At 62.4% G+C, this 22,451-nt stretch carries 20 protein-coding genes; 10 read left to right on the top strand and 10 right to left on the bottom strand.

All coding sequences use genetic code 11. From position 1 onward, the window contains the following. Positions 1 to 8 precede the first annotated feature (8 nt). Positions 9 to 1,511, bottom strand: coding sequence for an MORN repeat-containing protein (locus ACZ1HH_RS10620; RefSeq protein ID WP_472636622.1), 1,503 nt, complete (start codon positions 1,509 to 1,511; stop codon positions 9 to 11). 171 nt (positions 1,512 to 1,682) lie between these two features. Here ACZ1HH_RS10620 and ACZ1HH_RS10615 point away from each other — a divergent pair, with 171 nt between their 5' ends. Both ACZ1HH_RS10615 and ACZ1HH_RS10610 read left to right on the top strand, forming a co-directional pair. Next, positions 1,683 to 3,341: an NAD+ synthase gene (locus ACZ1HH_RS10615; protein ID WP_487320445.1), complete on the top strand. Its 1,659-nt coding sequence runs from the start codon at positions 1,683 to 1,685 to the stop codon at positions 3,339 to 3,341. Between the two features lie 137 nt (positions 3,342 to 3,478). Then, the gene (locus ACZ1HH_RS10610) at positions 3,479 to 4,780 is read left to right on the top strand and encodes an NAD(P)/FAD-dependent oxidoreductase (RefSeq protein ID WP_472636621.1); all 1,302 of its coding nucleotides are present in this window, start codon (positions 3,479 to 3,481) and stop codon (positions 4,778 to 4,780) included. On the opposite strand, the gene ACZ1HH_RS10605 is transcribed toward ACZ1HH_RS10610, so the two are convergent. Beyond that, positions 4,777 to 5,715, bottom strand: a complete 939-nt coding sequence (locus ACZ1HH_RS10605) for an MBL fold metallo-hydrolase (RefSeq protein ID WP_416368954.1) — start codon at positions 5,713 to 5,715, stop codon at positions 4,777 to 4,779. The two genes, ACZ1HH_RS10610 and ACZ1HH_RS10605, sit on opposite strands and share 4 nt — an antisense overlap. Before the next feature lie 228 nt (positions 5,716 to 5,943). Between ACZ1HH_RS10605 and gltX the strand changes: the two genes are divergently transcribed. Further along, positions 5,944 to 7,269 (top strand): glutamate--tRNA ligase, encoded by a 1,326-nt coding sequence (gene gltX, locus ACZ1HH_RS10600; protein ID WP_011539596.1) that lies wholly within the window; start codon positions 5,944 to 5,946, stop codon positions 7,267 to 7,269. Positions 7,270 to 7,347: 78 nt separating this feature from the next. On the opposite strand, the gene ACZ1HH_RS10595 is transcribed toward gltX, so the two are convergent. Then, the gene (locus ACZ1HH_RS10595) at positions 7,348 to 8,532 is read right to left on the bottom strand and encodes a DUF2254 domain-containing protein (RefSeq protein WP_472636620.1); all 1,185 of its coding nucleotides are present in this window, start codon (positions 8,530 to 8,532) and stop codon (positions 7,348 to 7,350) included. Next, positions 8,529 to 9,098 carry a gamma-glutamylcyclotransferase family protein gene (locus ACZ1HH_RS10590; protein ID WP_472636619.1) on the bottom strand — a complete coding sequence of 190 codons (570 nt, stop codon included), beginning with the start codon at positions 9,096 to 9,098 and terminating at the stop codon, positions 8,529 to 8,531. Before ACZ1HH_RS10590 ends, ACZ1HH_RS10595 begins: the two co-directional genes overlap by 4 nt. Positions 9,099 to 9,201: 103 nt before the next feature. On the opposite strand from ACZ1HH_RS10590, the gene ACZ1HH_RS10585 reads away from it, so the two are divergent. Continuing rightward, positions 9,202 to 9,666, top strand: coding sequence for an RrF2 family transcriptional regulator (locus ACZ1HH_RS10585; protein ID WP_011539593.1), 465 nt, complete (start codon positions 9,202 to 9,204; stop codon positions 9,664 to 9,666). Positions 9,667 to 9,680: 14 nt separating this feature from the next. Here the strand turns inward: ACZ1HH_RS10585 and ACZ1HH_RS10580 are convergent, their stop codons facing one another. Continuing rightward, the gene (locus ACZ1HH_RS10580) at positions 9,681 to 12,209 is read right to left on the bottom strand and encodes an ABC transporter permease (protein ID WP_472636618.1); all 2,529 of its coding nucleotides are present in this window, start codon (positions 12,207 to 12,209) and stop codon (positions 9,681 to 9,683) included. After that, the gene (locus ACZ1HH_RS10575) at positions 12,206 to 12,910 is read right to left on the bottom strand and encodes an ABC transporter ATP-binding protein (protein ID WP_472636617.1); all 705 of its coding nucleotides are present in this window, start codon (positions 12,908 to 12,910) and stop codon (positions 12,206 to 12,208) included. The genes ACZ1HH_RS10580 and ACZ1HH_RS10575 overlap by 4 nt, the downstream gene beginning before the upstream one ends. A 52-nt stretch (positions 12,911 to 12,962) precedes the next feature. Between ACZ1HH_RS10575 and ACZ1HH_RS10570 the strand changes: the two genes are divergently transcribed. The 3 genes from ACZ1HH_RS10570 (at position 12,963) to ACZ1HH_RS10560 (ending at position 15,263) form a co-directional block, all read left to right on the top strand. Further along, positions 12,963 to 13,640, top strand: coding sequence for an arylesterase (locus ACZ1HH_RS10570; protein WP_472636616.1), 678 nt, complete (start codon positions 12,963 to 12,965; stop codon positions 13,638 to 13,640). A gap of 142 nt (positions 13,641 to 13,782) precedes the next feature. After that, positions 13,783 to 14,712, top strand: coding sequence for an MYG1 family protein (locus ACZ1HH_RS10565; RefSeq protein ID WP_472636615.1), 930 nt, complete (start codon positions 13,783 to 13,785; stop codon positions 14,710 to 14,712). Positions 14,713 to 14,864: 152 nt separating this feature from the next. After that, positions 14,865 to 15,263, top strand: coding sequence for a hypothetical protein (locus ACZ1HH_RS10560; protein ID WP_011539588.1), 399 nt, complete (start codon positions 14,865 to 14,867; stop codon positions 15,261 to 15,263). Between the two features lie 18 nt (positions 15,264 to 15,281). Here the strand turns inward: ACZ1HH_RS10560 and ACZ1HH_RS10555 are convergent, their stop codons facing one another. Continuing rightward, positions 15,282 to 15,602 (bottom strand): antibiotic biosynthesis monooxygenase family protein, encoded by a 321-nt coding sequence (locus ACZ1HH_RS10555; RefSeq protein WP_011539587.1) that lies wholly within the window; start codon positions 15,600 to 15,602, stop codon positions 15,282 to 15,284. A 103-nt stretch (positions 15,603 to 15,705) separates the two neighbouring features. On the opposite strand from ACZ1HH_RS10555, the gene ACZ1HH_RS10550 reads away from it, so the two are divergent. Continuing rightward, positions 15,706 to 16,368: a hypothetical protein gene (locus ACZ1HH_RS10550; protein ID WP_472636614.1), complete on the top strand. Its 663-nt coding sequence runs from the start codon at positions 15,706 to 15,708 to the stop codon at positions 16,366 to 16,368. A 77-nt stretch (positions 16,369 to 16,445) separates the two neighbouring features. Next, positions 16,446 to 16,961 carry a HugZ family pyridoxamine 5'-phosphate oxidase gene (locus ACZ1HH_RS10545; RefSeq protein WP_472636613.1) on the top strand — a complete coding sequence of 172 codons (516 nt, stop codon included), beginning with the start codon at positions 16,446 to 16,448 and terminating at the stop codon, positions 16,959 to 16,961. On the opposite strand, the gene ACZ1HH_RS10540 is transcribed toward ACZ1HH_RS10545, so the two are convergent. From ACZ1HH_RS10540 to ACZ1HH_RS10530, 3 genes are all read right to left on the bottom strand, one after another. Then, a complete protein-coding gene (locus ACZ1HH_RS10540; RefSeq protein WP_472636612.1) occupies positions 16,958 to 19,243 on the bottom strand; it encodes a glycoside hydrolase family protein in 2,286 nt (761 codons plus the stop codon). The genes ACZ1HH_RS10545 and ACZ1HH_RS10540 overlap by 4 nt on opposite strands. Positions 19,244 to 19,363: 120 nt before the next feature. Further along, complete coding sequence (locus tag ACZ1HH_RS10535; RefSeq protein ID WP_472636611.1) at positions 19,364 to 19,777, bottom strand: DUF4864 domain-containing protein; 414 nt, start codon at positions 19,775 to 19,777, stop codon at positions 19,364 to 19,366. 251 nt (positions 19,778 to 20,028) lie between these two features. Then, positions 20,029 to 21,672: a lysine--tRNA ligase gene (locus tag ACZ1HH_RS10530; RefSeq protein WP_472636610.1), complete on the bottom strand. Its 1,644-nt coding sequence runs from the start codon at positions 21,670 to 21,672 to the stop codon at positions 20,029 to 20,031. Positions 21,673 to 21,890: 218 nt separating this feature from the next. Between ACZ1HH_RS10530 and ACZ1HH_RS10525 the strand changes: the two genes are divergently transcribed. Then, complete coding sequence (locus ACZ1HH_RS10525; RefSeq protein ID WP_011539581.1) at positions 21,891 to 22,313, top strand: tellurite resistance TerB family protein; 423 nt, start codon at positions 21,891 to 21,893, stop codon at positions 22,311 to 22,313. Positions 22,314 to 22,451: the final 138 nt, after the last annotated feature.

Here is a 22,451-nt window from a genome sequence, read left to right as displayed (position 1 = left end):
CGGGCGATTTAGTTGCTCTCGTCCCCAGCCGAGCCTGCCTCTGCGTCAGGCGTCTCCTCGGCGGCCGGATCCGTGCTCTGATCCGCCTCAGAGGCCGCAGCATCTGGTGTGGTAAGCGCGCCATTGTTCCAAGTGCCCGAGGCCTCCTGGCCGGAGGCATAGCGCATGGTGCCGGGGCCCTGACGTTTGGACCCCACAAAGCTGCCCTCGTAGATGTCGCCGTTGGCATAGGTCGCAATGCCTTCGCCTTCGATCTTGCCTTCGACCCATTGGCCTTCGTAGCTGAACCCGTCTGGGCGGGTGATCTTGCCAAAGCCATGGCGCTGGCCATTTGCAAACGCGCCCTCATAGACCGATCCATCGGCATAGGTCACCTTGGCCTCGCCATGGCGCAGGCTGTCCTTCCAGCCGCCCTCGTAACGATAGCCTTCGGGCGATGTCATTACGCCCTGACCGTCGTTTTTGGCGTTCTTGAAGCTGCCCTCATAGATGGCGCCATTGGCGTAGGTCGCCTTGCCGTTGCCTTCGATCACGCCAGCGACCCATTCGCCCTCGTAGGTGGAGCCATCGGGGTAAGTGATCTTGCCAACCCCATGCGCCAGATCATCGCGGAATTCGCCCTCATAGACGGACCCATCCGGGTAGGTGACCTTGCCCTGACCCTCGATCTGACCGGCCTGCCACTGACCGCTGTAGATATAGCCATCGGTGCCCGTAAAGGTGCCCTCGCCCTGACGCAGATCATCGTCGAACTGGCCCTCGTAGACATCGCCATTGGCATAGCGCAGCACGCCCTCGCCCTGACGACGACCGTTGACCAGCGGGCCCTCGTAGACGTCGCCATTGGGCTGCGTCAGGACTCCGGTGCCATTCATCTGATCGTCGGCCCATTCGCCCTCGTATTTAAGGCCATCGGGCATCACCAGCGTGCCAAGACCGTGCAGCTTGCCGTCCTTGACGCCGCCCTGATAGGTGGTGCCATCAGGGTAGGTGATCTTGCCAGTGCCTTCCTTGCGCCCGGCAACCCAATCGCCCTCGTATTGGTAGCCGCCGGGGTTTTGCATCACCCCGCGCCCGTCGTGTTTGGCGTCCACAAAAGACCCCTCGTAGCGCACCCCATTGGCATAGATCGCAATGCCCTGGCCATTGATCACACCGTCTTGCCACTCGCCTTCATAGGTGCCGCCATCGGCAAAGGTGATCTTGCCCAGACCTTCGGGTTTCCCCTTGGAAAACTCACCCTCGTAGACTGATCCATTTGGGAAACGGGCAACCCCCTTACCCTTGATCTCGCCTTCGACCCACTGGCCGGAATATTCATAGCCGTTTGGCAGCTTATAGGTCCCTTGACCATGTTGCAGGCCGCCCTTGAATTCGCCCTCATAGACGCCACCGATCTCGTCTTGCGTGGTCAGGACCTGTTCGTCCTGCGCAAAGGCGGGGGCGCTGAGCCCTGCGGCATTCAAAGAGAGCAGGGAGGTCAGGAGCAGAGTAGAGCTGATACGGATCATAAAAACCTCAGTTGCCTCAAGTTCGTCGAGAGCGGTCTGTCAAATGGGGTGCCTACCCGAGAACCTATGTCAGTGCGGGGCCTGTCGCAACGGTTTTGCCCCCCGGAGGCTTTCCCTTCGGCGGGGATCTGATACATGGCAGGGTAAGAGATGTTTTCGAGGACCCCGATGATGGCCGATAGTTTTCGCATCACCCTTGCGCAATTGAATCCGACGGTTGGGGATTTGGCGGGCAATGCCGCCAAGGCTCTCTCGGCCTGGCAGGAGGGTCGCGCGGCGGATGCGGATCTCGTGGCGCTGCCGGAGATGTTCATCACCGGCTACAATACGCAGGATCTGGTTATGAAACCGGCCTTTCATCAGGCTGCGATCGCCGAGGTCGAGGCGCTTGCAAAGGCCACTGCAGAAGGTCCGGCCTTGGCAATCGGCAGCCCCTGGGTCGAGGACGGCAAGCTCTACAATGCCTATCTGATCCTCAAGGGCGGCAAGATCGCCTCCAAATGCCTCAAGCACCATCTCCCCAATGAGACGGTGTTTGACGAGGTTCGGATCTTTGACGCAGGCCCGCTGGGCGGGCCGTATTCCGTGGGCAACACCCGCATCGGCAGCCCGATCTGCGAGGATGGCTGGCACGAGGACGTCGCCGAGACGCTGGAAGAAACCGGCGCAGAGTTCCTGCTCATTCCCAATGGTTCGCCCTATTACCGCGGCAAGATGGAAACCCGCATCAACCACATGGTTGCCCGGGCGGTCGAAACGGGCCTGCCGGTGATCTACCTCAACATGGTGGGCGGTCAGGACGATCAGGTCTTTGATGGGGGCAGCTTTGCGCTTAACCCGCATGGGGCTTTGGCGCTGCAGATGCCGGTCTTTGACGAATGCCTCGCACAGCTTGATCTCGAGCGCACCGCCGATGGCTGGCGCATCAAAGAGGGCGAAAAGGCGCATCTGCCCGATGCGTGGGAGCAGGACTATCGCACCATGGTGCTGTCCTTGCGCGATTACATGGGCAAGACCGGCTTCAAGAAAGCGCTGCTGGGCCTCTCGGGGGGGGTGGACTCTGCCATCGTTGCGGCCATCGCCGTCGATGCCTTGGGCGCGGAAAACGTGCGCTGCGTCATGCTGCCGTCGGAATATACCTCCAAGGAATCGCTCGAGGATGCAGAGGCCGTCGCCAAGGCGCTGGGCGTCAACTACGACTATGTGCCGATCTCTGAGGGCCGCGAAGCAATCACCAACACGCTTGCGCCGCTCTTTGCGGGACGGGACGCGGACCTCACCGAGGAAAACATCCAGTCCCGCCTGCGCGGGCTTCTGTTGATGGCAATGTCGAACAAATTTGGCGAGATGCTCCTGACCACCGGCAATAAATCCGAGGTCGCGGTGGGCTATGCCACCATCTACGGCGATATGAACGGCGGCTATAACCCGATCAAGGATCTCTACAAGACGCGTGTGTTTGAAACCTGCCGCTGGCGCAATGCCAATCACCGCGACTGGATGATGGGGCCAGAGGGCGAGGTGATCCGCCCCAATGTGATCGACAAGCCCCCCTCAGCCGAGCTGCGCGAGGACCAGAAGGACAGCGATTCCCTGCCGGACTATCCCGAGCTCGATGCGATTCTCGACATTCTCGTGGATCAGGAAGGATCAATCGCCGATTGCGTCGCCGCAGGCTTTGATCGCGACGTGGCAAAACGGGTCGAGCACCTGCTTTATATCAGCGAATACAAGCGCTTTCAGTCCGCTCCCGGCGCGCGGCTGACCAAGCGGGCCTTCTGGCTTGATCGGCGTTATCCGATTGTCAATCGCTGGCGTGATCCCAGCTGAAAATCCCTGCCACCGTCTCGTAAAACACCTGTGTTCTGGCCGTGATTGAGGCCCCGAGAACACAGGCTGCGGGAACCGGTCAAATGAGTTTCATGCGCGGCTGGACCCGCTGTTTGACACCGGACTAGAACGGACCCATGCCCGGACCTCAGCTGCCTCACTTCAATTCGGACCGCGTGCTGCCCAAAGCGGTTGATGTCGTCATCATCGGTGGCGGTATCGTTGGTGCATCGACCGCGCTGGAGCTCGCAGAGCGGGGCCATTCCGTGCTCCTGTGCGAGAAAGGCCAGATCGCGGGGGAGCAGAGCTCGCGCAACTGGGGCTGGGTTCGCATGTCCCAGCGCGATCCCCGCGAAATGGAGCTGATGACCCATTCCCAGCGCATCTGGGAAGGTCTGGATATGCGTACAGGCTATGCAACCGGCTATACCAAATGCGGCATCATGTTCACGGCCCACACCCGCAAACGCGAGGCGGAGCTCTCTGCGTGGTCAGAGCATCTGAAGGCGATTGGTGGCGAGGGGCACATGTTGCGCGGCGAGTCACTGGAACAGCTGACGCCGGGCTATGGTCACCGAATCCGCGCCGGGTTCTACACCCCACAGGATGGCTGCGCCGAGCCGCAGATGGCCACGCATGCAATCGCTTCCGCTGCGCGGGATAAGGGCGCGGTGGTCATCACCGGCTGCGCGGTGCGACGGCTGGATGTGGAGGCGGGGCGCATCCGGGGGGTCATCACCGAAAAGGGCCGCGTCAACGCCACCGCCGTGGTGGTGGCAGGTGGTGCGTGGTCACGCTTGTTCCTGCGCAACGAGGGCCTGTTCCTGCCCCAGCTCAAGGTCCTCAACTCCGTGATGCGCCTCTCCCCGGTCGAGGGTGTGCCGGAAACGGCACTCTGGGCGGCTGGTTTTGGCCTGCGCAAACGTATGGATGGGGGCTACACGGTGGCCTCGGGCGGCGAGAACACCTTTGACATCGTGCCCGACACCTTTCGGATCGGTCATCGTTTTATCCCGGCCTTTCTGCGTGATGTGACCGCGCTGCGCTTTCGCGTCTCAGACCGCTGGCGCATCGAGAGCGCCGAGGCCCGCCCCTGGAGCGGTCAGGATCGCTCTCCGTTTGAAGAGACCCGCGTGCTGGACCCGCAACCTTCGCAAAAAGCGCTGCGTCGCGGTCTTGCAGCGGTTCGAGATGCCTTCCCGGCGCTGGAAAAGGCGGATGTGACCCAAAGCTGGGGCGGGCTGATCGATGTGACCCCGGACGAGATCCCGGTGATTTCCGAAGTGATCTCCCGTCCGGGGCTGTTTGTGTCCACCGGCTACAGCGGGCATGGCTTTGGCCTTGGCCCCGGGGCCGGTCGGTTGACGGCGGATCTGGTGACGGGGGACGCGCCCATTGTGGATCCGCGCCCCTTCCGCCTCAGTCGTTTTGGCGCTTAGCCCATCATCTGATAGCTGACCGGCACAAAACGGAACCCCTCGCCGCGCCGCTCGACATAGCCCGCGGCAGGGAAGGGCATGTGATAGCCGATCATCGGCGTGCGGCTGTCAGCGAGCATTTCCAGCACCCGCCGCCGCGTGGCCGAGGCCGCATCCTTGTCGGTGTCAAAGCTGGTCTGCCACTCGGGATGGGCGAAGGGGAACACATAGTGATTGGCCAGATCTGCCGTCAGCAGCAGCTGCTGCCCGGCGCTCTCGATCATATAGACCATATGGCCCGGCGTATGCCCAAAGGCTGCCATCCCGGTCACGCCCGAGGCCACCGCTCCACCATCGTCGATAAAGCTCATCTTCTCGGCCTGCGGTGCCACCTTGGCGCGCACCCGATCCGCGCCGCCATTGCCTTCGGGCATTGCGGTCCAGTGGTCATATTCCGCCGCTGCCGTCACATAGCGCGCATTGGCAAAGGTCGCCGCGCCGCTGTCGTCGGTCATGCCGCCGATGTGGTCGCCATGCATATGGGTCAGCACCACCACATCCACTTCTTCCGGCGTCACGCCCGCATCCGCCAGCGCTTTTGTGATCCCACCTGCATTGAGGCCGGTGTCAAAGAGGATCTTCTCCGAGCCGGTGTCCACGAGTGTCGGCGTAAAGTAAAACTGAGCGCTGGTGTCAGAGATGAAATTCTCTGCCGCGACTTCGGAAAACGCCTCATCAGAGGCTCCGCCGCCAAAGATATCCTTCACACCGTCGCGACCGGTGCTGCCCGCCAGCAGACTGTGAACCGTGTAGTCGCCCACCTTGAACGCACGCGCATGCAGAGGCGCCTTGGCAGCTTCATGGCCGGCCGCGCGGGCAGGGGCCGCAACCGTCGCGGCGATCGGGGCAGCCGCAACACCGGCAAGAGCCGCGCGGCGAGATAGCTTCAACGTCATGATGTCAGTCTCCCAGTTGTTTGATAGGTGGTGAAACTAGAGCGCCTGCGCTCGAAATCCGTGTAACTTAGATCACGAATGCGTGCAGGGTCTCCGACCCCTTCATCTTTTCCAGAATAGCTCCGCCGGAGGCCACGCCCCGCAGGGGCGCACGCAGAGGGGCACACCATGCGAAAACTGGACAATTCCGCGCGCCTGTGACAGAGCAGGCGCAACAGGAGATTTGCGATGACCACCACCCGTTTTGCGCCGTCCCCCACCGGCTATATCCATGTGGGCAACCTGCGCACTGCTTTGATGAACTACCTGATCGCTCGCAAGGCGGGCGGCACCTTCATCCTGCGCATCGACGACACCGATCCCGAGCGCTCCAAGGAGGAATACGTCGACGCGATCAAGCAGGATCTCGAATGGCTCGGCATCACCTGGGACAAGGTGGAGCGCCAGTCCGAGCGTCTCGACCGCTATGCCGAAGCGGCCGACAAGCTGCGCGAGATCGGCCGGTTCTACGAGGCCTTCGAGACCCCGACCGAACTCGATCTCAAACGTAAAAAGCAGCTCAACATGGGCAAACCGCCGGTCTATGACCGCGCCGCACTGGCGCTGTCGGATGCGGAAAAAGAGTCCCTGCGCGCCGAGCGCGGCAATGGTGTGTGGCGCTTCAAGCTCGATCAGGAACGCATCGAGTGGACCGATGGCATCCTTGGTGACATCTCCATCGACGCGGCGTCTGTCTCGGACCCGGTGCTGATCCGCGGCGACGGGCAGGTCCTTTATACCATCGCCTCTGTGGTGGACGACACCGACATGGGCGTGACCCATGTTGTGCGCGGCTCTGACCATGTCACCAATACCGCGACGCAAATTCAGATCATGGCTGCGCTCGGCCATGGCCATCCCGAGTTTGCCCACCACTCGCTGCTGACCGGCCCGCAGGGCGAGGCGCTCTCCAAGCGTCTTGGCACGTTGGCGCTGCGCGATCTGCGCGAGGCGGGCGTCAAACCGATGGCGCTTCTGTCGCTGATGGCGCGTCTAGGGTCCTCTGATCCGGTGGAATTGCGCACCGATATGGCCGAGCTGGTTGACGGTTTTGACATCAACCGTTTCGGCTCTGCGCCGACCAAGTTCGACGCCGAGGATCTCTATCCGCTGACCGCGCGCTACCTGCAGACCCTGCCGGTTGCGACAGTCAAATCCGAGCTCGACGCCATTGGCGTGCCCGCAGACACCCAAGAGGCCTTTTGGGCGGTGGCCAAGGAAAACATCACCACGCTCAAGGATCTCGAGGGCTGGTGGATCTTGTGCCGCGACGGAGCGGAGCCGCTGATTGCCGACGAGGACAAGGAGTTTATCGCCGAGGCGATGACCCTTCTGCCCGAAGGCCCCTACGACTCTGAGAGCTGGGGCAAATGGACCGCAGCAGTGAAGGAAAAGACCGGCCGCAAAGGCAAGGGGCTCTTTATGCCGCTGCGCAAGGCCGTCACCGGCATGGAGCGTGGCCCGGATATGTCCGCACTTCTGGCCTTGATGCAGACCGTGCGCGCCCGCGGCTGATTGAAACCACCGCGCCAGGCGCGGCGTGGATCACGTCACAATTTATGAACGGGCAGGGCCAAGGCGCTGCCCGTATTTTTATGAATTCTCAAAGTAGTCCTGCCGCATCTCTTGCGCAGCCCGCGTCATGGCCGCATTGGGGTGATGCTCAAGCGCCTTGAGCGAGGTCTGCATCCAATCCATGACTTCTGGCGCATCCCCGGCATAGAGCGCGATCGGCGGGAAGCTGGCCTTGAGCAAGGCGGATGCAGTCACCGGCGGCAGGTGAATATGTGGAAAATCCGCGTCTGATTTTGTGGCCTCGGAGTCCTCGGGCAGGTTCTCCCACAACAGACGCGTCAGACGACCCATGACCTCATAGGCGGTGCCCGGATCATTGACCCCGGGCGAAAGGGCGCGTTGCGCGGTTTCCGCCAGGAGCGTCAGCCCAAAGGTCGGGTCTTGTTCGAAACTGCGCACATCGCCGACATCAATGAGGCCGCTTGCCTCTTTACAGAAGGCCTCATCGGCCCCTTCGGCCATGGCCACCGGGCGGCCGCGCAGGACAAATTCGCCGGGCAGGCGGGTCAGGTAGAGCGTGACACCGGCCTCCTTGGCGCGCCGGTTGAGCGCCGCCATATCGACAAAGCGCACGAATCCGCTCTGGCTTGCGGGAATGGGGCTGGCACTCGATGGGGGCTCTGTCGTCAGACAGCAGCCGCCAAGGCAGGGGGTCTTTTTGCGCGCGCGCAGACTGCTGCAGCTGCGGCTTTCGATCAGGCGCAGCGTGTGGTCCATGCTGCCCAAATCCGAGAGGTGATCGATCCAGCGCAAGATTGCCAGAACGATCAGCATCACCACCAGCGCCGTCATCACAAAGACCACAAAGGCCGATCCCGGCGGATAGATCCCGGCGCGAAACAGGATCACGGCACTCAGCGAATAGACAAAACCGCCGGTAAAGGTCGCCAGTACACTCTGGGTGACGGTGTCCTCGAGCAGCAGCCGGTAGACGCGCGGCGTCGCCATGCTGGAGGCGGTGCGGTAGGCGCTGACCATGACATTGAGCGAAAACGTCGTCACCGCCAGCATGCCGGAGGCAAGGATCGTCAATACCGGCAGAACCGCCTCGCGACCAAACCGGTCCTCCCAGGCAGGCGGCAGGATCGGCGCTAGCAATGGGGCGATCGCCAGCGCCAGAAGCGAGAACAGGGAAATCGCAACCACCCGAAACCAGAGCTGGCGCGTGATGCGCCGGAGCAGCAGGAGGCTGCGCGAGATCATTCTCCGCCCGCCAAAACCCGTGCACCAGCCTCGGCAATGAGCGCATCGTGCAGGGCGTGTTCATCCGGGGTCATCACCTGATGACGAGGGTAATAGGGGGTGGCGCGATCATTGAGGATCGGCGTGTCCCACCCATCCGTCGTCGCCATAAAGGCCTCTGCACCCGCATCGCCGAACACTTCCCGATAGCCGCGCAACACCACGTCGAGATAGCTCAGCAGGATCTTGTGATCGCGCGCGTTGCGGTCGTGGGACTCCTCTGGCACCTGATAGAGCGAAATCTGCGGGGCAGGGGCCATGTCATGTGCCACTTGCGGCGTGACATCGACACGCACATAGCCGGTTTCGCGCTCATCAAGCGCCGCCCAGTCGCCATTGGGCACCGCCGCCAAAAGGCCCTCGATGACGTGGCCGGGTGCGGGCATGACGCTCAGGAACGCCATGGAGCGATCGGGGGTGCGCACCCAAGTGCGCCGCCAGCCCTCCAGCCGGGCGGGGCGGGTGTTTCCATAGACATGGGTGGCGGTGTTCACGAGGCTGCCGAAGCCGAAGAAATGCGGGGTCATGAGGCCTTGTCGTTTTTTGAGCGAGCTTTGATGTATGTCAAACCGCTTTTTGCCATAGTTTGCAACACTGGGCCATCGCCGCCAATGGGAGAGGGCCGCAGACATGCGTATCACCAAAAGAACCAACATCGCGGTCCGACTGTTGATGTATTGTGCTCTCAATGAGGGACGCCTTGTCACCAAATCCGAAATCGCGGCGCGTTGCAATATCTCGGAAAACCACCTGGCGCAGGTGGTGAACCAATTGAGCCAGCTTGGCTTTCTCAAGACCCAGCGCGGACGCAATGGCGGACTGGCGCTCGGTCGCGCCGCTGCCGACATCTGCATTGGCGATGTCTTTCGTCAGGTCGAAGGCGGGCTGCCGATGGTGGAGTGTTTTGCCGATGTGGACAACACCTGCCCCCTGGTGGAGGCCTGCCGTCTGCGCGACGCGCTCACCCGGGCGGGGGAGGCGTTTTATGGCGCGCTCGACGGGATCTCGCTCGAGAGTCTGACCTGCGACAACATTGATCTACAGCGCATCCTGTCGCCGCTCTCCTGCCCCAGCCCGGCGAAAACGCCCGCCTGACAGGCGCGCGCTTTCTAGTCGCGCGCCCGCAAGACCCGAGCCGGTCGCGCCGCCAGCGGGCGCAGCGCATAGGCCAGTCCCGCAAAGAGTGTCACCAGAATGCCGCCGCCGATCACCCCGACCGCATTGGGCCAGATCACAACATAGTCTGTCTCCAGCACAAAGTGGCTCACCGACCAGGCCCCAAGGATGCCTGCCAGAAGCGCCACGCCCCCCGCAGCCGCCCCGAGGATCGCGGAGCGCAGCGCAAAGCTGCGCAGGATCTGACCGCGCGGCGCGCCCAGTGTTTTCAACAGGGCCGCCTCGTAGCGTCGCGCAGGCTCTGCTGCTGCCGCTGTCCCGAGCAGCACCAGGAACCCCGTGAACAGCGTTGCCGCAGCGCCATAGGCGGTGGCGGTGGCCAACTGGCCGAGGATCTCGGACACCCGGTTGATCGCGTCGCGCACCCGGATCGCGGTGATATTCGGCATCTCGCGGGCCACATCGCGCAGGATAGCGGCCTCCGCGTCCTCTTCGGCATAGACGCTTGCAATATAGCTATGGGGCGCGCCACGCAGGGCGGCTTCGTTCATGGTGAGCACAAAACCCATCCCCGCATTGGAGAAATCCACCTCACGGAAACTGGTGATGGTGCCGGTGATGTCACGTCCCAGCACATTCACCGTCAGCGTGTCTCCGAGCGCGAGACCCATTTCCTCGGCCTCTTCGGCGGCAAAGGAGATCTGTGGTGGCCCGGTGTAATCCTCGGGCCACCAGGCGCCTGCCGTGACATTGGTGCTTGCGGGTTTGGCAGCGGCATAGGTGACGCCGCGATCCCCGCGGATCACCCAGTGGTCGCCCGCAACCTCTTTGGCCGGGCGGTCGTTGATGCGGGTGATGACACCACGCAGCATCGGCGCATTGTCGACCTTGCTCACCTGCGGGTCGCCTTCGACGCGCTCAAGAAAGGCGGGCATCTGGTCGCGCTGAATATCGACAAAGAAATAGGAAGGAGCCACATCCGGAAGGTTCCCGGCGATGGCGCGGCGCATGTTGCCGTCGATCTGCCCGATTGCGGCCAGCACCGTCAGCCCCAGACCCAGTGCCAGCACCGCAGGCATGGCGCCATCGCGCGCCGAGGCGATGGAGGCCAGCGCCCAACGCAGTGCGGGACGCCCCCGCGCCATACGATTGCCCATGCGCGCCAGACCTCCGATGGCGGCTCCTGCAATCAGCAGCACCACAAGCGCACCGATCAACCCGCCCGCCGTCCAGAGCGCCAGTTCTGGCGCGCCACTGAACAGCGCGGCGGCAGCAATCAGCAGGCCGAGCGTCGCCAGCGTGGCCAGAATGTAGCGCGGGGCGGGCCATTGCAGCCCGCCGCTCACCGCATCACGATAGAGAGCGGCTGCGCGGATGCGCTCCGTGCGGGCCAGTGGCCAGAGGGTGAACAACAGTGCGGTCAACACACCATAGAGTGCGGATTCCGCAAGCGCCGCAGGGTAGATCGAGAAAACCGCCGGAAACGGCAACTGTGCTGCAATCAACGGACCGAGCAACAGCGGACCCACCCCGCCCAATATCAGCCCCAGCGTGATCCCGCAGAGCGATAGCACGCCGATCTGCAGAAAGTAGGTCAGGAAAATGACCCGCCGCTCTGCACCAAGGGTGCGCAGCGTGGCGATGGTCTCGGTCTTGGTGGCGAGATAGGCGCGCACCGCTGTTGAGACCCCGACACCGCCGACCGCAAGCCCCGACAGACCCACAAGCACCAGAAACGCGCCCAGACGCTCTACGAAACGTGCAATCCCCGGTGCGCCGTTGCGGGCATCGCGCCAGCGCATGCCGCTCTCTTCGAATCGGGCGCGGGCGTCCTGTTCCAGTGCCGCCAGATCTGCATCGGGCGGCAAAGTCAGCCGGTATTTGGTGGAATAGAGCGTCCCCGGCGCCAAGAGGCCGGATTGCGCCAGGGCCTCGGTACGCACCAGGGTGCGCGGCCCGATGGAGAACCCCGATCCCGCCGCATCGGGTTCCCACTCAAGGAGGCCGCTCAGGCGAAATTCCTGTGTGCCAAGGCGAAAGACGCTGCCCTCGCTCAGACCCAGGCGGTCGGCCAGCACCCGTTCCATCACCGCGCCGGGGCGGCCATCTGCCGCTGCGAGCGCTTCATGAAGCGGTTGGCCCGACATGAGGCGAAAGTCACCGCGCAGCGGATAGGCCGCGTCGACGGATTTTACCTGCGTCAGCGCCCGCTCGTCGCCGACCACGGCCATGGAGCGAAACTCCACAACTTCGGAGCGGTCGCGGGCGATCTCGTCCATCCAGGTGATCTCGTCCGGGTTGGCAAAGCGATAGGTGAAGGTCAGCTCCGCATCGCCGCCAAGAAGGCTTGCCCCCTCGCGCGAGAGCCCCGCCTCGATGGAGGCGCGGATCGAACCGATGGCGGCAATGACACCTACCCCAAGGGCGAGACATGCAAGGAAGAGGCGAAAGCCGCGCAACCCACCGCGCAGTTCGCGCAATGCAAAGCGCCAGGCGAGGCGAAAAGACGATTGCTGGCTCATTCCGCGGCCTCGCGCTGGGCGTCGGTCAGAATGCGGCCGTCGCGCAGGCGGATGGTGCGATCGCAGCGCTCGGCCAGTTCGGGCGCATGTGTCACCATCACCAGTGTCGAGCCATGCCGGTCGCGCAGATCAAAGAGCAGATCCATCACCTGCGCGCCGTTTGCCTGATCGAGATTGCCCGTGGGCTCATCCGCCAAAAGGATCTCGGGGCGGGTCACGACGGCGCGGGCCAAAGCCACACGCTGCTGCTCACCGCCCGACATCTGTGCAGGCATGTGATCGCAACGATGCCCCAGACCCACGGCTTCCAGTTCTTCGCTGGCGCGGTCAAAGGCGTCGCGCGCCCCGGCCAGCTCCAGGGGCGTGGCCACATTTTCCAGCGCCGTCATGGTCGGGATCAGGTGAAAGCTCTGAAACACCACCCCCATGTGGGCGCGGCGAAACCGGGCCAGCGCGTCCTCGTCCAGCCGGGTCAGATCCTCTCCCATGGCGCGCACTTGGCCGCCGGTGGCCTGTTCCAGCCCGCCCATCACCATCAGCAGCGATGATTTCCCCGACCCCGATGGGCCAACAAGGGCCAGCGTCTCGCCGGATTGGACCTCGAGCGAGATCTCTTCGAGGATCCGCACCGGGCCGGTATTGCCATTCAACGACAAATGCACATCTTGAAGCGTAAGAATGGGGCGGGCATCGGTGCTCATCTGTGGGTCCCTGTCTCTTTTGATCTCGTTTGGATATGGAGTGTCCCGAGCCATGCGCAAGTTTCTAAAGCAAATTGTGGTCAGTTTGGTGAGCATTCCATTGCTCCTGGGCGCGGCGCAGGCGGAGCCCGTGCGGATCACCGCTTTTGGCGATAGCTTGGTGCAGGGCTATGGGCTGCCCCAGGGCGAGGGTCTGGTGGCGCAGCTGCGGGACTGGTTCGCGGTGCAGGGCTTTGATGTCGCGCTGACCAATGCGGGGGTCTCTGGCGACACCACCGCCGGCGGCGCGGCGCGCATCGATTGGACCCTTGCGGAAACCCCGGACGCCATGATCGTGCTCCTGGGCGGAAATGACCTGCTGCGCGGACTTCCCCCCGAAGACACCCGCGCCAATCTCAGCCGGATCATTGAGGCCGCGCGCGGGGCAGGGGCCGAAGTGCTGCTCATCGGGATGCAGGCGCCGGGCAATTATGGCGCCGACTACAAGGCCGCTTTTGACAGTATCTATCCGGATCTGACCGCGACGCATGATCTTGTGCTGCACCCGTTTGCCTTTGCCGGGATGGCCGCAGAAGCAGGAGAGGACCCGGCCCAGATGGGCGCCTTCATGCAGGCGGATGGCATCCATCCCAATGCGCGTGGTGTCGCCTTGAATATCAAGGCGATGGAGCCCGCGCTTCACGCGCTGATGGCGCGGCTTTCACAACCTGAGGACAGCGCCAACAACTAGGACGTGCCGTCAAAACAGCACAATCCGCCTTGCTGCGGTGATGTGGTGCTTGACCTCGCGCATGGGATTGCCCATGGCACCCTAAAGCGGCCTGCAGGCCGTCCACTATCCCCTATGGCCCACGTTACCCCAAGGCACGTCCATGACCATTACCCATCTTGTGACCCATTCTGGTGGCTTTCACGCGGATGAGCTCCTCTCCACCGTCATCCTGAGCCGCCTCTATCCCCATGCCGAACTGGTGCGCACGCGGGACAAGGCATGGATTACCCCCGCCGAGGGGCGGATCATCTATGACGTGGGCGGGCAGTTTGATGCTGCCGCGCGGATCTTTGACCATCACCAGCGGCCCAACCCGCTGCGCCCCGATGGCCAGCCCTACAGCTCCTTTGGTCTGATCTGGGCCGCGTTTGGCCAGGACTACCTGCGCGCGCTGGAGGTTCTGGAGAAAGATCTAGACCGGGTTCACGCCGCGTTTGATGCGGATTTTGTGCGTCCTGTCGATCTCTTGGACAATGGCGCGGTCGACAGTGCCGAGGCCGGGCCGCTGTTCGCCGGGCTGACGCTGCCGGTGCTTCTTGAGAGTTTGAAGCCGGTGTTTGATGATCGCCGGGATGGGGCTGACGATGCGGCCTTTGTCGACGCGCTGTCCATCGCGCGCGCCTTTGTCGAAGCCCGGCTGCGCCACAAGGCGGCCAAATTGCGGGCCACGGATGTGGTGCTGCGCGCCATTGAGGACGCGGGCGAGCGCCGTGTGCTCGAGCTCCCGATGGGCATGCCCTTTCGGGGCGCGGTGGAGCAGGCCGGAGCCGATCATCTGCTGTTTGTGATCCATCCGCGCGACAGCGACTGGGCGCTGACCACGATCCGCACGGGCGATGATACCTTTGAAACCCGCGCCGATCTGCCCTTGGCTTGGGCGGGTCTGACGGATGCGGCTTTTGAGGCGGCGTCCGGCGTGCCCGGTGCTGCCTTCTGCCACAATGGCCGGTTCCTGGCGATCGCCCGTAGCCGTGAGGCGGTTCTGGCTCTGGCGGAGCTGGCAGTGGCAGAGGTCTGTGCCACTGCCTGATCGGCAGGCCTGAAAGACAGATCCGAGCGACAGGCCCGCGGCTTTAAAAGGCCGTCTGCATGGGTCATGGGGCCTTGTTATCGCATAACAGAGGCCTCCCTGCTAAGATTGCGGCATCAAAAATGGATTGCCGCAATTACAGGACGATATTCATGTTCCGCCTTTCCCTTACCCTGCCTGCCCTCGCGGTCCTTGCCGCCTGCGCCACACCCCAGGAGCGTTGCATCCGCGAAGGCGCCTCCGAGCAGACGCAGCTTCAACGCCAGATCACCGAGAGCGAAGGCAATATCGCGCGCGGCTATGCCATCCATCGCCAAACCGTCCCGGAGACAGTGTTTCACAGCTGCCGACGGGTGAAGGACGGCAAGGTGGTGGGCTATTATCCGTGCCCCGAGACCTATTATCGCACGATTGAAACCCCGGTAAGCATTGATATGGATGACGAACGCCGCAAGCTTCGCCGCCTCAAGGATGCGTTGCCTGCCGCCCAAAAGCGTGCCGCCGAGGCGGCCGCGCAGTGCCGGGTGCTTTATCCCGAAAAATCCATCTGAGCCCTGTGGCGCAGACCTCTAGCCAAATGTTGTGACCACGTCATACATCACTGGCTCGAAGCTGCGGCAGAGCGCATTCAGCTCCCGGTTGCGCTTGCGCATTTCCTGCGAGCGCAGCATCGCCATAAAATCCTCGCGCCGATGCCACTGCGAGTAATTGGCTATGCGGGTTTGTGCGTCATTCACATGCAACCCGGCCGCTATAAAGCCCGGCTGGAACGAGATGAATTCAGCGTATGCTGCTTCCAGCGCATCAATGAGATCCTGGCAGGTGCCCGGCGTGACCTCAAAGGTGGTGATGACGGTTTGGCGGTCGTCGGATTTCTGGATTGTCGGCATGAAACGTCCTCCCTGCGTCAGAGCGTAATCCAATGCGCTTGAAAGTCTACCATGCGTTGCTCTACCATAGGGAGAGTGGGTGTGATTTCAGAAGGCTTTGCCAATGCGTCTGCCCCTCGTCCTGTCGTTGGTTTACGCCCTTTCCACGCTGCCCGCGCTCGCTGGGGCGTGGCTTGAGGCGGAGGGTGGCGGTTTCACCTCAAGCGCGCTGCGGACGCGCGGCTCCGGGCAGGAAGTCAGCGGCTATATCGCCTATGGGGTCTCGCAGCGGCTGACCTTTGGACTCGATCTCAATCAAAGCACGGACGCCCAGAACCAGAGCGCGCATGCGCTCGTCTTTGCGCGCCTGCCGCTGCGCCAGTCGGAGACGGGCTGGCAACTGGCCTTTGAGATGGCAGCCGGGTTTGGGCGTGTCGAGACACAATGGAGCGGCATGAAACGGCTCGGTCTTTCGGCAGGGCGGGGGCTCAGTTGGCCCACGCGCGGAGCTTGGGTCAATTTCGACCTGATCCGAGAGTGGCGCGAGGAAGGCCTGGCAAAGGCGTGGAAGCTCGACGGTGCTTTTGGTTTTGAGCGCAGGTCCGGACCAGCGGTGATCTTTCGCGGCGAGATTTTTCGACCCGACGCGGGCGCGCGGATCTGGAAGGTTCTGCCCGGTTTGCGCTGGCGCCTCTCACCCAAGCGTGAGCTGTTGACGGGGCTGGAGTGGCGCTCTTTCGGGCAGGAACGGCTTGGCCTGACGCTGGAGTTGTGGCAGAGGTTCTAGACAGCAGACCTACCGCCTCGCCAGCCGGATTTCGATCCGCCCGCCCGGACACATTTACAGATCGGAAACGTGCGAGCATGCCACAAGATACCCCACCCTCCGAAAAACCGACCTCTCCAATCCGCCCCACCGATGATGAGGCGCGCACGCTGGCCCAGAGCCTGATCGCAGAGGCAGATTTTGCCGCGCTCGCAACGCTCAGTGATGAGGGCCACCCGGTCCAGAGCCGCGTCGCCTTTGCGCTCGATGCGTCGGGTGGGCCGATTTCGCTCGTCTCGACACTGGCGCAGCACGCTCAGGCGATGGCGTCCCGCCCGCAGGTGTCGCTCCTCGTGGGAGAGCCGGGCGAGAAGGGCGATCCGCTGACCCATCCGCGCCTGACCCTCAATGGGGTGGCCGAGATCCTGCCCAATGGTTGCCCGGCGCATGAGGAGATGGCCACGCATTATCTGCGCCGCCACCCCAAGGCAAAGCTCTACATCGGATTTGCCGATTTTCATTTTGTGCGTTTCCAGATCCGGGAGGCGTTTTTGAACGGCGGTTTTGGCAAGGCCTATCACCTCACGCCGGCGGATCTGGGCCTCGTGCCCTAGCGGTCGATCCGGATCAACGTCCGCACGGTGCCGCGCACGGCCTGCTCCCAGACGAGATCGATCTTGTTGTTGCTGCCGCCTTCCTGTGTGCGCACATAGTGGCCGGGATAGACCACCGAGCCGCCGCTGTTTCGAAGCGAGCCTTCCACGATCACCGCATCCACGGCGCGGCTGTGGCCGTCAAACGGCAGCGCGCCGCCCGTCGCGATTGTCCAGGTGCTTGCGGCGGTGTTCTGGTCGAATTCCACCCTCAGGGGATTGCGGCTCTGGATGGTGACGTTGTGGAAACTGTTGGCGTCAAAGAAGACGTCCTTGGCGCGGCTGAAATCAAGGTCGGCAAAGCTCGTATCGACCCGCTCGGCGCGGTCGATGGTGCCGTTGATCGAGCGGAACTTGTTGCCGGTCACGGATACCCCGTTGAGGAAATGCCCGCTGCCATATGGCTTTATCACGATGTAGCTGAACCAACTCGCTACATCGCCGCTGAGGAAGACATTGTCGGTGATCGACATGGCCGCAAAGGAGAACCCGCCATTGAAATCGGGGTTTGCGTCATATTCGTTGGTCCACTCGATAAAGCAGTTGTCGATGTAGTTTTCCGAAATCGTATGCGAGGCATAGGTGTCTGTGACCACAATGCCCGCCGTGCGGATGCCACCCGCCACGCTGTCACCCTGAAAGAAATGGTTGCCGGTTACCGTGTGGTTCGATCCGGCCATCACCGCCCAATGCAGGAACCGCGTGGCGCGGTTGTGGCGCAGCTTCACATCGTTGGAGTTCACATTGAGCGCGATGGTCTCGCGATCCGCCACATCCGCTGCATCCTCGTCCGACAGGAACTGGCAGTTGTCGACCAGCATGCCCTGACAGCCGCTGCCAATCGAGGTGATCCCGCGCGCGCTGGGACGGGTGAAGAAACAGTCGTGCAGGGCAAACACGGTGCCCGCAGGCGACAGCCGTAGCGCGCTGGCGACGCCATTGCATTGAAACTCCACGCCAGAGATGCCGAATTTCTTGAGTGAGGAGAATCCGGAAAAATCCAGCATGTATTTGAACGCGGTGAAGGTGAAATTCTGCGTGCCTTCGGCGTCATACAAAGGCTGGCTCAGGGTCAGGCGGCTTGCACCTAAGTTTTTGGCCGTCACGTAAACCTCGCGGCCCACGCCCGCGCCCTCGACCAGCGCCCCCACGGGGATGGCGGAAATATTGGCCACATTGGTCAGCGTTTTCTTGTCAGAGGCGCTATAGGTCGCCTGTGCGGTGATCACGTCGTGATCCCACGCCGCCCCCGCTTGCGCCGCAAACTGGCCGTTGCGGATATAGCGGCGGGTGGCGTAGCTGGTGCGATTTGGCACCGCCGCCTGCATGTCGATCGGACCACTGAGCGCGATGCTGCGCCCGCCAAGATCGAGGCTTTCGTGATCGACACTGTTCAACAGCGCCTGAAACGCCTTCTTGAAGGCCAGCTCCTCATCGCCAAACGCCGCCGCATAGGTCGGGTAGTCATAGCTTTTGGTCAACAAAAGCATGGCGTTATCAGGCATCGACAGCGTGCCCTCAAAGATCACATCATGGTTGAGCGAGAGCGTGCTGTTGATCCGAAATTCGCCAGCGGGCACCAGAATGCGCCGACCGTTGGCGGCATCATCCGTGGCCTCAAATGCCGCGTGGCAGTCGGTGGTTCCATCGCCCACGGCGCCAAAATCAGTCACATCAACGACGCTCAGCATATCGCGCAAAAAGACGCTGGTGATGTCCTCGACCACGAAGTCGTCCACCCGGATCACACCACCATTGGCGCCGGTGAGGTTCAGCCCGAGATGGCCATAGGCGGCGTCCAGCCCCCAGGGCATATCAACGCCGGATCGGCTGCCGGTGCCGACGATGGCCTGCGCCTCGACCACCTCGCCATAGGCGCTGAGGGTGGTGCCCGGCCCGCTCTCGATGACGCCGGAGACATGGCTGTTGTTCGCCGCACCGGCCCAGCCTGCAATGCGCACTGTCGGAAGGGCACCGCTCATGGCTTTGACGCGGGCGGTCACGCGCAGATAGCAGCCCGGCAGGATCGGGGTCTCGCCCATGTAGCGCAGGCGCTGGGTGCTGTCGGTTTTCTGCAGCTCAAGGCAGCCGCCAAAATCAGCATCCCCCGCCACAAGTGCCGCATTGGCGGCGCCGTCATAGGTGTCAGAGCCGGGCGTGCCATCGCCGCTGGACCAGACGCCAAGGCCCTGAGAAAACGCGGGCGGCATCAGTTGCAGACCGTCGGTGATTGCCTTGTTCATATGTAGACCCTTTCCTGTTCCACCACGTCGGGAGTGGGGAAAGGTTCTAGCAGTCCGGTCTTAAATCCCGCTCAGGAGGGCGTACGCAGCCCGCGCAACACCCGGCGGGTTTGGGCTGTTTCAGACGTTGGCGCCCGGGGCCTTGACCAGCTGTACCGCGTTGATTTTCCAACCTGCTTCAGTCTCAATCATCTGATAGTCGAGCATGTGAATATCGCCATCGGCATCGGTCACCATGACGCGTTGCCAGAGATTTCCGGCCACCTCGCGCAGTTCGAGGTAGCGCACATCTGCCGGACGCCAGACCATCGGATAGCCCTGTTCGACCATGGTGGCGAACCGTTCCGGCGTGCCAAACAGCGCGCGAATATTGGGCGAGGCAAACCCAAAGGCGGTCCCCATATCATTGGCTTGGAAGGCCTCGATCTGGGCTCCAATGACGCCGGTGATCGGCTCCTTTTGCGCCTTGGCCGGCGTGCCAAGCGTCGCCACCGCCAGCGCGGCCACAAGGCCAAATGTCACCATCATCCGCATCACAAAACTCCTCCGTACCAACACCTGATGAAAGAATAGATAGCGTGTCGGGGCATGCGGTCAAAAAACGGGGAGGGTGTGGAGGCAAGCGCAGCAGGGATCGCGTGCGGCGAGACGTTTGTGAGGCCTTTCGATCTGAACCTGCCTGCAGGCAGCTCCGCAACTGATGTGATGGATCAACGGAAAACGGCCAACGCAAAACGGGCGCCCACTTGGGACGCCCGTTGTTTGATTATTGGTGTTTGTAGGTCTCAGACCAGATCGCCCGCCAAGGCGCTTTCGATCAGCGTGATGGTGTCCTCGACGCCATAGAGCGCGATGAAGCCGCCAAAACGTGGCCCTTGGCTTGCACCCAGAAGCACCTCGTAGATCGCAGAGAACCAGGCACGAAGGGGCTCGAACCCGTGGATCTTGCCAATCGCAAAGACCACCGACTGCAGGAACTCTTCGTCGGCAAAGTTGGCCTCGGGCAGCGGATCATCATTGCCGACCAGTTCGTTTTTCTTGGCGATCGCGGCCAGTGCCGCCTCGGGAGAGCGCAGCGCATTGGCCAGATCCGTGAGCGCAGCGCGCTCCTGATCGGTGGGCAGGCGGTAGGTTTTTGCGGGTTTCACAAAGTCGTTGAAATAGCGCACCGCATGACCTGCGGCCTGATCCATGCCGGGGTGGGTCTCGGCAGTGGCGTCGGGCGCGTATTTGTTGATGAAGCCCCAGAGGGTTTCCTTGTCCTCGGCGTTGGAGACGCTGGCGATGTTCAAGAGCATCGAGAACGGCACCACCATATCCGACTGCGGGACGTTGCCGCCGTGGATGTGCCAGACCGGGTTGTTGAGCTGCGCCTTCAGGTCCTGACCGTGATAGGCCCGCAATTGCTGGTGATATTCATCCACCGCCTTGGGGATAACGTCAAAATGCATCCGCTTGGCGGTCTTGGGCTTTTGATACATGAAATACGCAAGGCTTTCGGTCGAGGCGTAGGTCAGCCATTCGTCGATGGAGACGCCATTGCCGGAGGTCTTGGAGATCTTCTGGCCGTTTTCATCGAGGAACAATTCATAGGTGAAATGCTCCGGCGCGCGCTGGCCCAGCACCCGGCAGATGCCGTCATAAATCGGTGTATTGGTGGAGTGGTCCTTGCCGTACATCTCGAAGTCGACGCCAAGCGCGGCCCAGCGGGCGCCAAAGTCAGGCTTCCACTGCAGTTTCACATTGCCGCCGGTCACCGGCAGGGTCCACTCGCGACCGTCTTCATCGTCAAAGGTGATGGTATAGGTCTCGGCGCAGACCTTTTTCATCGGCACATAAAGGACGCGGCCGGTCTCGGGGTGGATCGGCAGGAAGATCGAATAGGTCTGGCGGCGCTCTTCACGCAGGGACTTCAGCATGATCGCCATGATGTCATCGTATTTGTCGACCGCGCGCTTCAGCACTTCGTCGAACTGGCCGGAGCCGTAGAACTCGGTGGCGGAGTAGAACTCATACTCAAAGCCGAAGGTGTCGAGGAAGCGGCGGAGCATGGCGTTGTTATGGTGGCCAAAGCTCTCATGCGTCCCAAACGGGTCCGGCACCGAGGTGAGCGGCTTTTGCAGATGCTCGGTGAGGCTCTCGGCGTTGGGCACGTTGCCAGGGATCTTGCGCATCCCGTCAAGGTCATCGGAAAAGCAGATCAGCTTGGTCGGAATGTCGGAGATCACCTCGAAAGCGGTTTTGATCATGGTGGTGCGGGCCACCTCGCCAAAGGTGCCGATATGGGGCAGGCCGGAGGGCCCATAGCCTGTTTCAAAGAGCACATAGCCCTTTTCCGGCGCGCCCTTGGCGTAACGTTTGAGAATGCGGCGTGCTTCTTCAAACGGCCAGGCTTTGCTCTTCAGAGCTTCTTCGCGCAGAACAGACATGATGTACTCCAGTCAGCGTCTTTTTCAGGGATGATCAGTGGCACCACGCACACTGACGCGCTTCTCTATTGTGCCTGTGCAGCATGAGTCAACAAGCGCCAGCCGTGAAGCGTGGGCGGAAAACCACTTTTCGCAAGGGCTCTTGTTGTATGCGCGGCAGGGCGGGCTTATCCTAAGGGCGCGACAACGCAAGGACTTCGGCACAAAGGACGCCCAAGATGACAGAAGAAACGATCCAGCTGCTGACCCCACAGGACTGCCTTGTGGCGGTAATGGTGGCGGTGTCGGCCTCGGACGAGGACATTCGCACCGCCGAGCTGGTGAAGATCCAGAATGCGATCAACATGCTGCCGATCTTTGCCGAGTATGACGCGGACCGAATTGCTGCTGTCTCGCGCACCGTGTTTGACCTCTTTGAGCAGGAAGATGGGCTGGATGCGCTGTTTGGGCTGGTGCGTGAGATCCTGCCGGAGCGTCTGAATGAAACCTGCTATGCGCTGGCTTGCGATGTGGCGGCGGCGGATGGCAAGCTCAACGAGGGCGAGCTGCGGCTTTTGGAAGAGATCCGCTACGAGATCAACGTGGACCGCCTGCATGCGGCCGCGATCGAGCGCGGGGCGCGTGCGCGCCACATGGTCTGACCCGCGCGATCGGGGACGGGATGCGAGGCTCTGCCTCGCGCTCCGGGATATTTGCGGTTAGAAGAATGAGAAGAAGAGGGCGCGGGATGGCGCCCTTTTTTGTTCCGGCTTGGTGTTGAACAGGGTGGCGAGCCAGCG

It is taken from the genome of Epibacterium sp. HA2-3 (genome assembly GCF_055693725.2).
Note: the sequence above shows the minus strand (reverse complement) of the source record. Positions and strands in the feature narration are given on the sequence as shown.

Bases quoted from the DNA above. Each gene is read 5' to 3' on its own strand.
- ACZ1HH_RS10620 (WP_472636622.1), bottom strand. From the start codon at position 1,511: ATGATCCGTATCAGCTCTACTCTGCTCCTGACCTCCCTGCTCTCTTTG.
- ACZ1HH_RS10615 (WP_487320445.1), top strand. From the start codon at position 1,683: ATGGCCGATAGTTTTCGCATCACCCTTGCGCAATTGAATCCGACGGTT.
- ACZ1HH_RS10610 (WP_472636621.1), top strand. From the start codon at position 3,479: ATGCCCGGACCTCAGCTGCCTCACTTCAATTCGGACCGCGTGCTGCCC.
- ACZ1HH_RS10605 (WP_416368954.1), bottom strand. From the start codon at position 5,715: ATGACGTTGAAGCTATCTCGCCGCGCGGCTCTTGCCGGTGTTGCGGCT.
- gltX (WP_011539596.1), top strand. From the start codon at position 5,944: ATGACCACCACCCGTTTTGCGCCGTCCCCCACCGGCTATATCCATGTG.
- ACZ1HH_RS10595 (WP_472636620.1), bottom strand. From the start codon at position 8,532: ATGATCTCGCGCAGCCTCCTGCTGCTCCGGCGCATCACGCGCCAGCTC.
- ACZ1HH_RS10590 (WP_472636619.1), bottom strand. From the start codon at position 9,098: ATGACCCCGCATTTCTTCGGCTTCGGCAGCCTCGTGAACACCGCCACC.
- ACZ1HH_RS10585 (WP_011539593.1), top strand. From the start codon at position 9,202: ATGCGTATCACCAAAAGAACCAACATCGCGGTCCGACTGTTGATGTAT.
- ACZ1HH_RS10580 (WP_472636618.1), bottom strand. From the start codon at position 12,209: ATGAGCCAGCAATCGTCTTTTCGCCTCGCCTGGCGCTTTGCATTGCGC.
- ACZ1HH_RS10575 (WP_472636617.1), bottom strand. From the start codon at position 12,910: ATGAGCACCGATGCCCGCCCCATTCTTACGCTTCAAGATGTGCATTTG.
- ACZ1HH_RS10570 (WP_472636616.1), top strand. From the start codon at position 12,963: ATGCGCAAGTTTCTAAAGCAAATTGTGGTCAGTTTGGTGAGCATTCCA.
- ACZ1HH_RS10565 (WP_472636615.1), top strand. From the start codon at position 13,783: ATGACCATTACCCATCTTGTGACCCATTCTGGTGGCTTTCACGCGGAT.
- ACZ1HH_RS10560 (WP_011539588.1), top strand. From the start codon at position 14,865: ATGTTCCGCCTTTCCCTTACCCTGCCTGCCCTCGCGGTCCTTGCCGCC.
- ACZ1HH_RS10555 (WP_011539587.1), bottom strand. From the start codon at position 15,602: ATGCCGACAATCCAGAAATCCGACGACCGCCAAACCGTCATCACCACC.
- ACZ1HH_RS10550 (WP_472636614.1), top strand. From the start codon at position 15,706: ATGCGTCTGCCCCTCGTCCTGTCGTTGGTTTACGCCCTTTCCACGCTG.
- ACZ1HH_RS10545 (WP_472636613.1), top strand. From the start codon at position 16,446: ATGCCACAAGATACCCCACCCTCCGAAAAACCGACCTCTCCAATCCGC.
- ACZ1HH_RS10540 (WP_472636612.1), bottom strand. From the start codon at position 19,243: ATGAACAAGGCAATCACCGACGGTCTGCAACTGATGCCGCCCGCGTTT.
- ACZ1HH_RS10535 (WP_472636611.1), bottom strand. From the start codon at position 19,777: ATGCGGATGATGGTGACATTTGGCCTTGTGGCCGCGCTGGCGGTGGCG.
- ACZ1HH_RS10530 (WP_472636610.1), bottom strand. From the start codon at position 21,672: ATGTCTGTTCTGCGCGAAGAAGCTCTGAAGAGCAAAGCCTGGCCGTTT.
- ACZ1HH_RS10525 (WP_011539581.1), top strand. From the start codon at position 21,891: ATGACAGAAGAAACGATCCAGCTGCTGACCCCACAGGACTGCCTTGTG.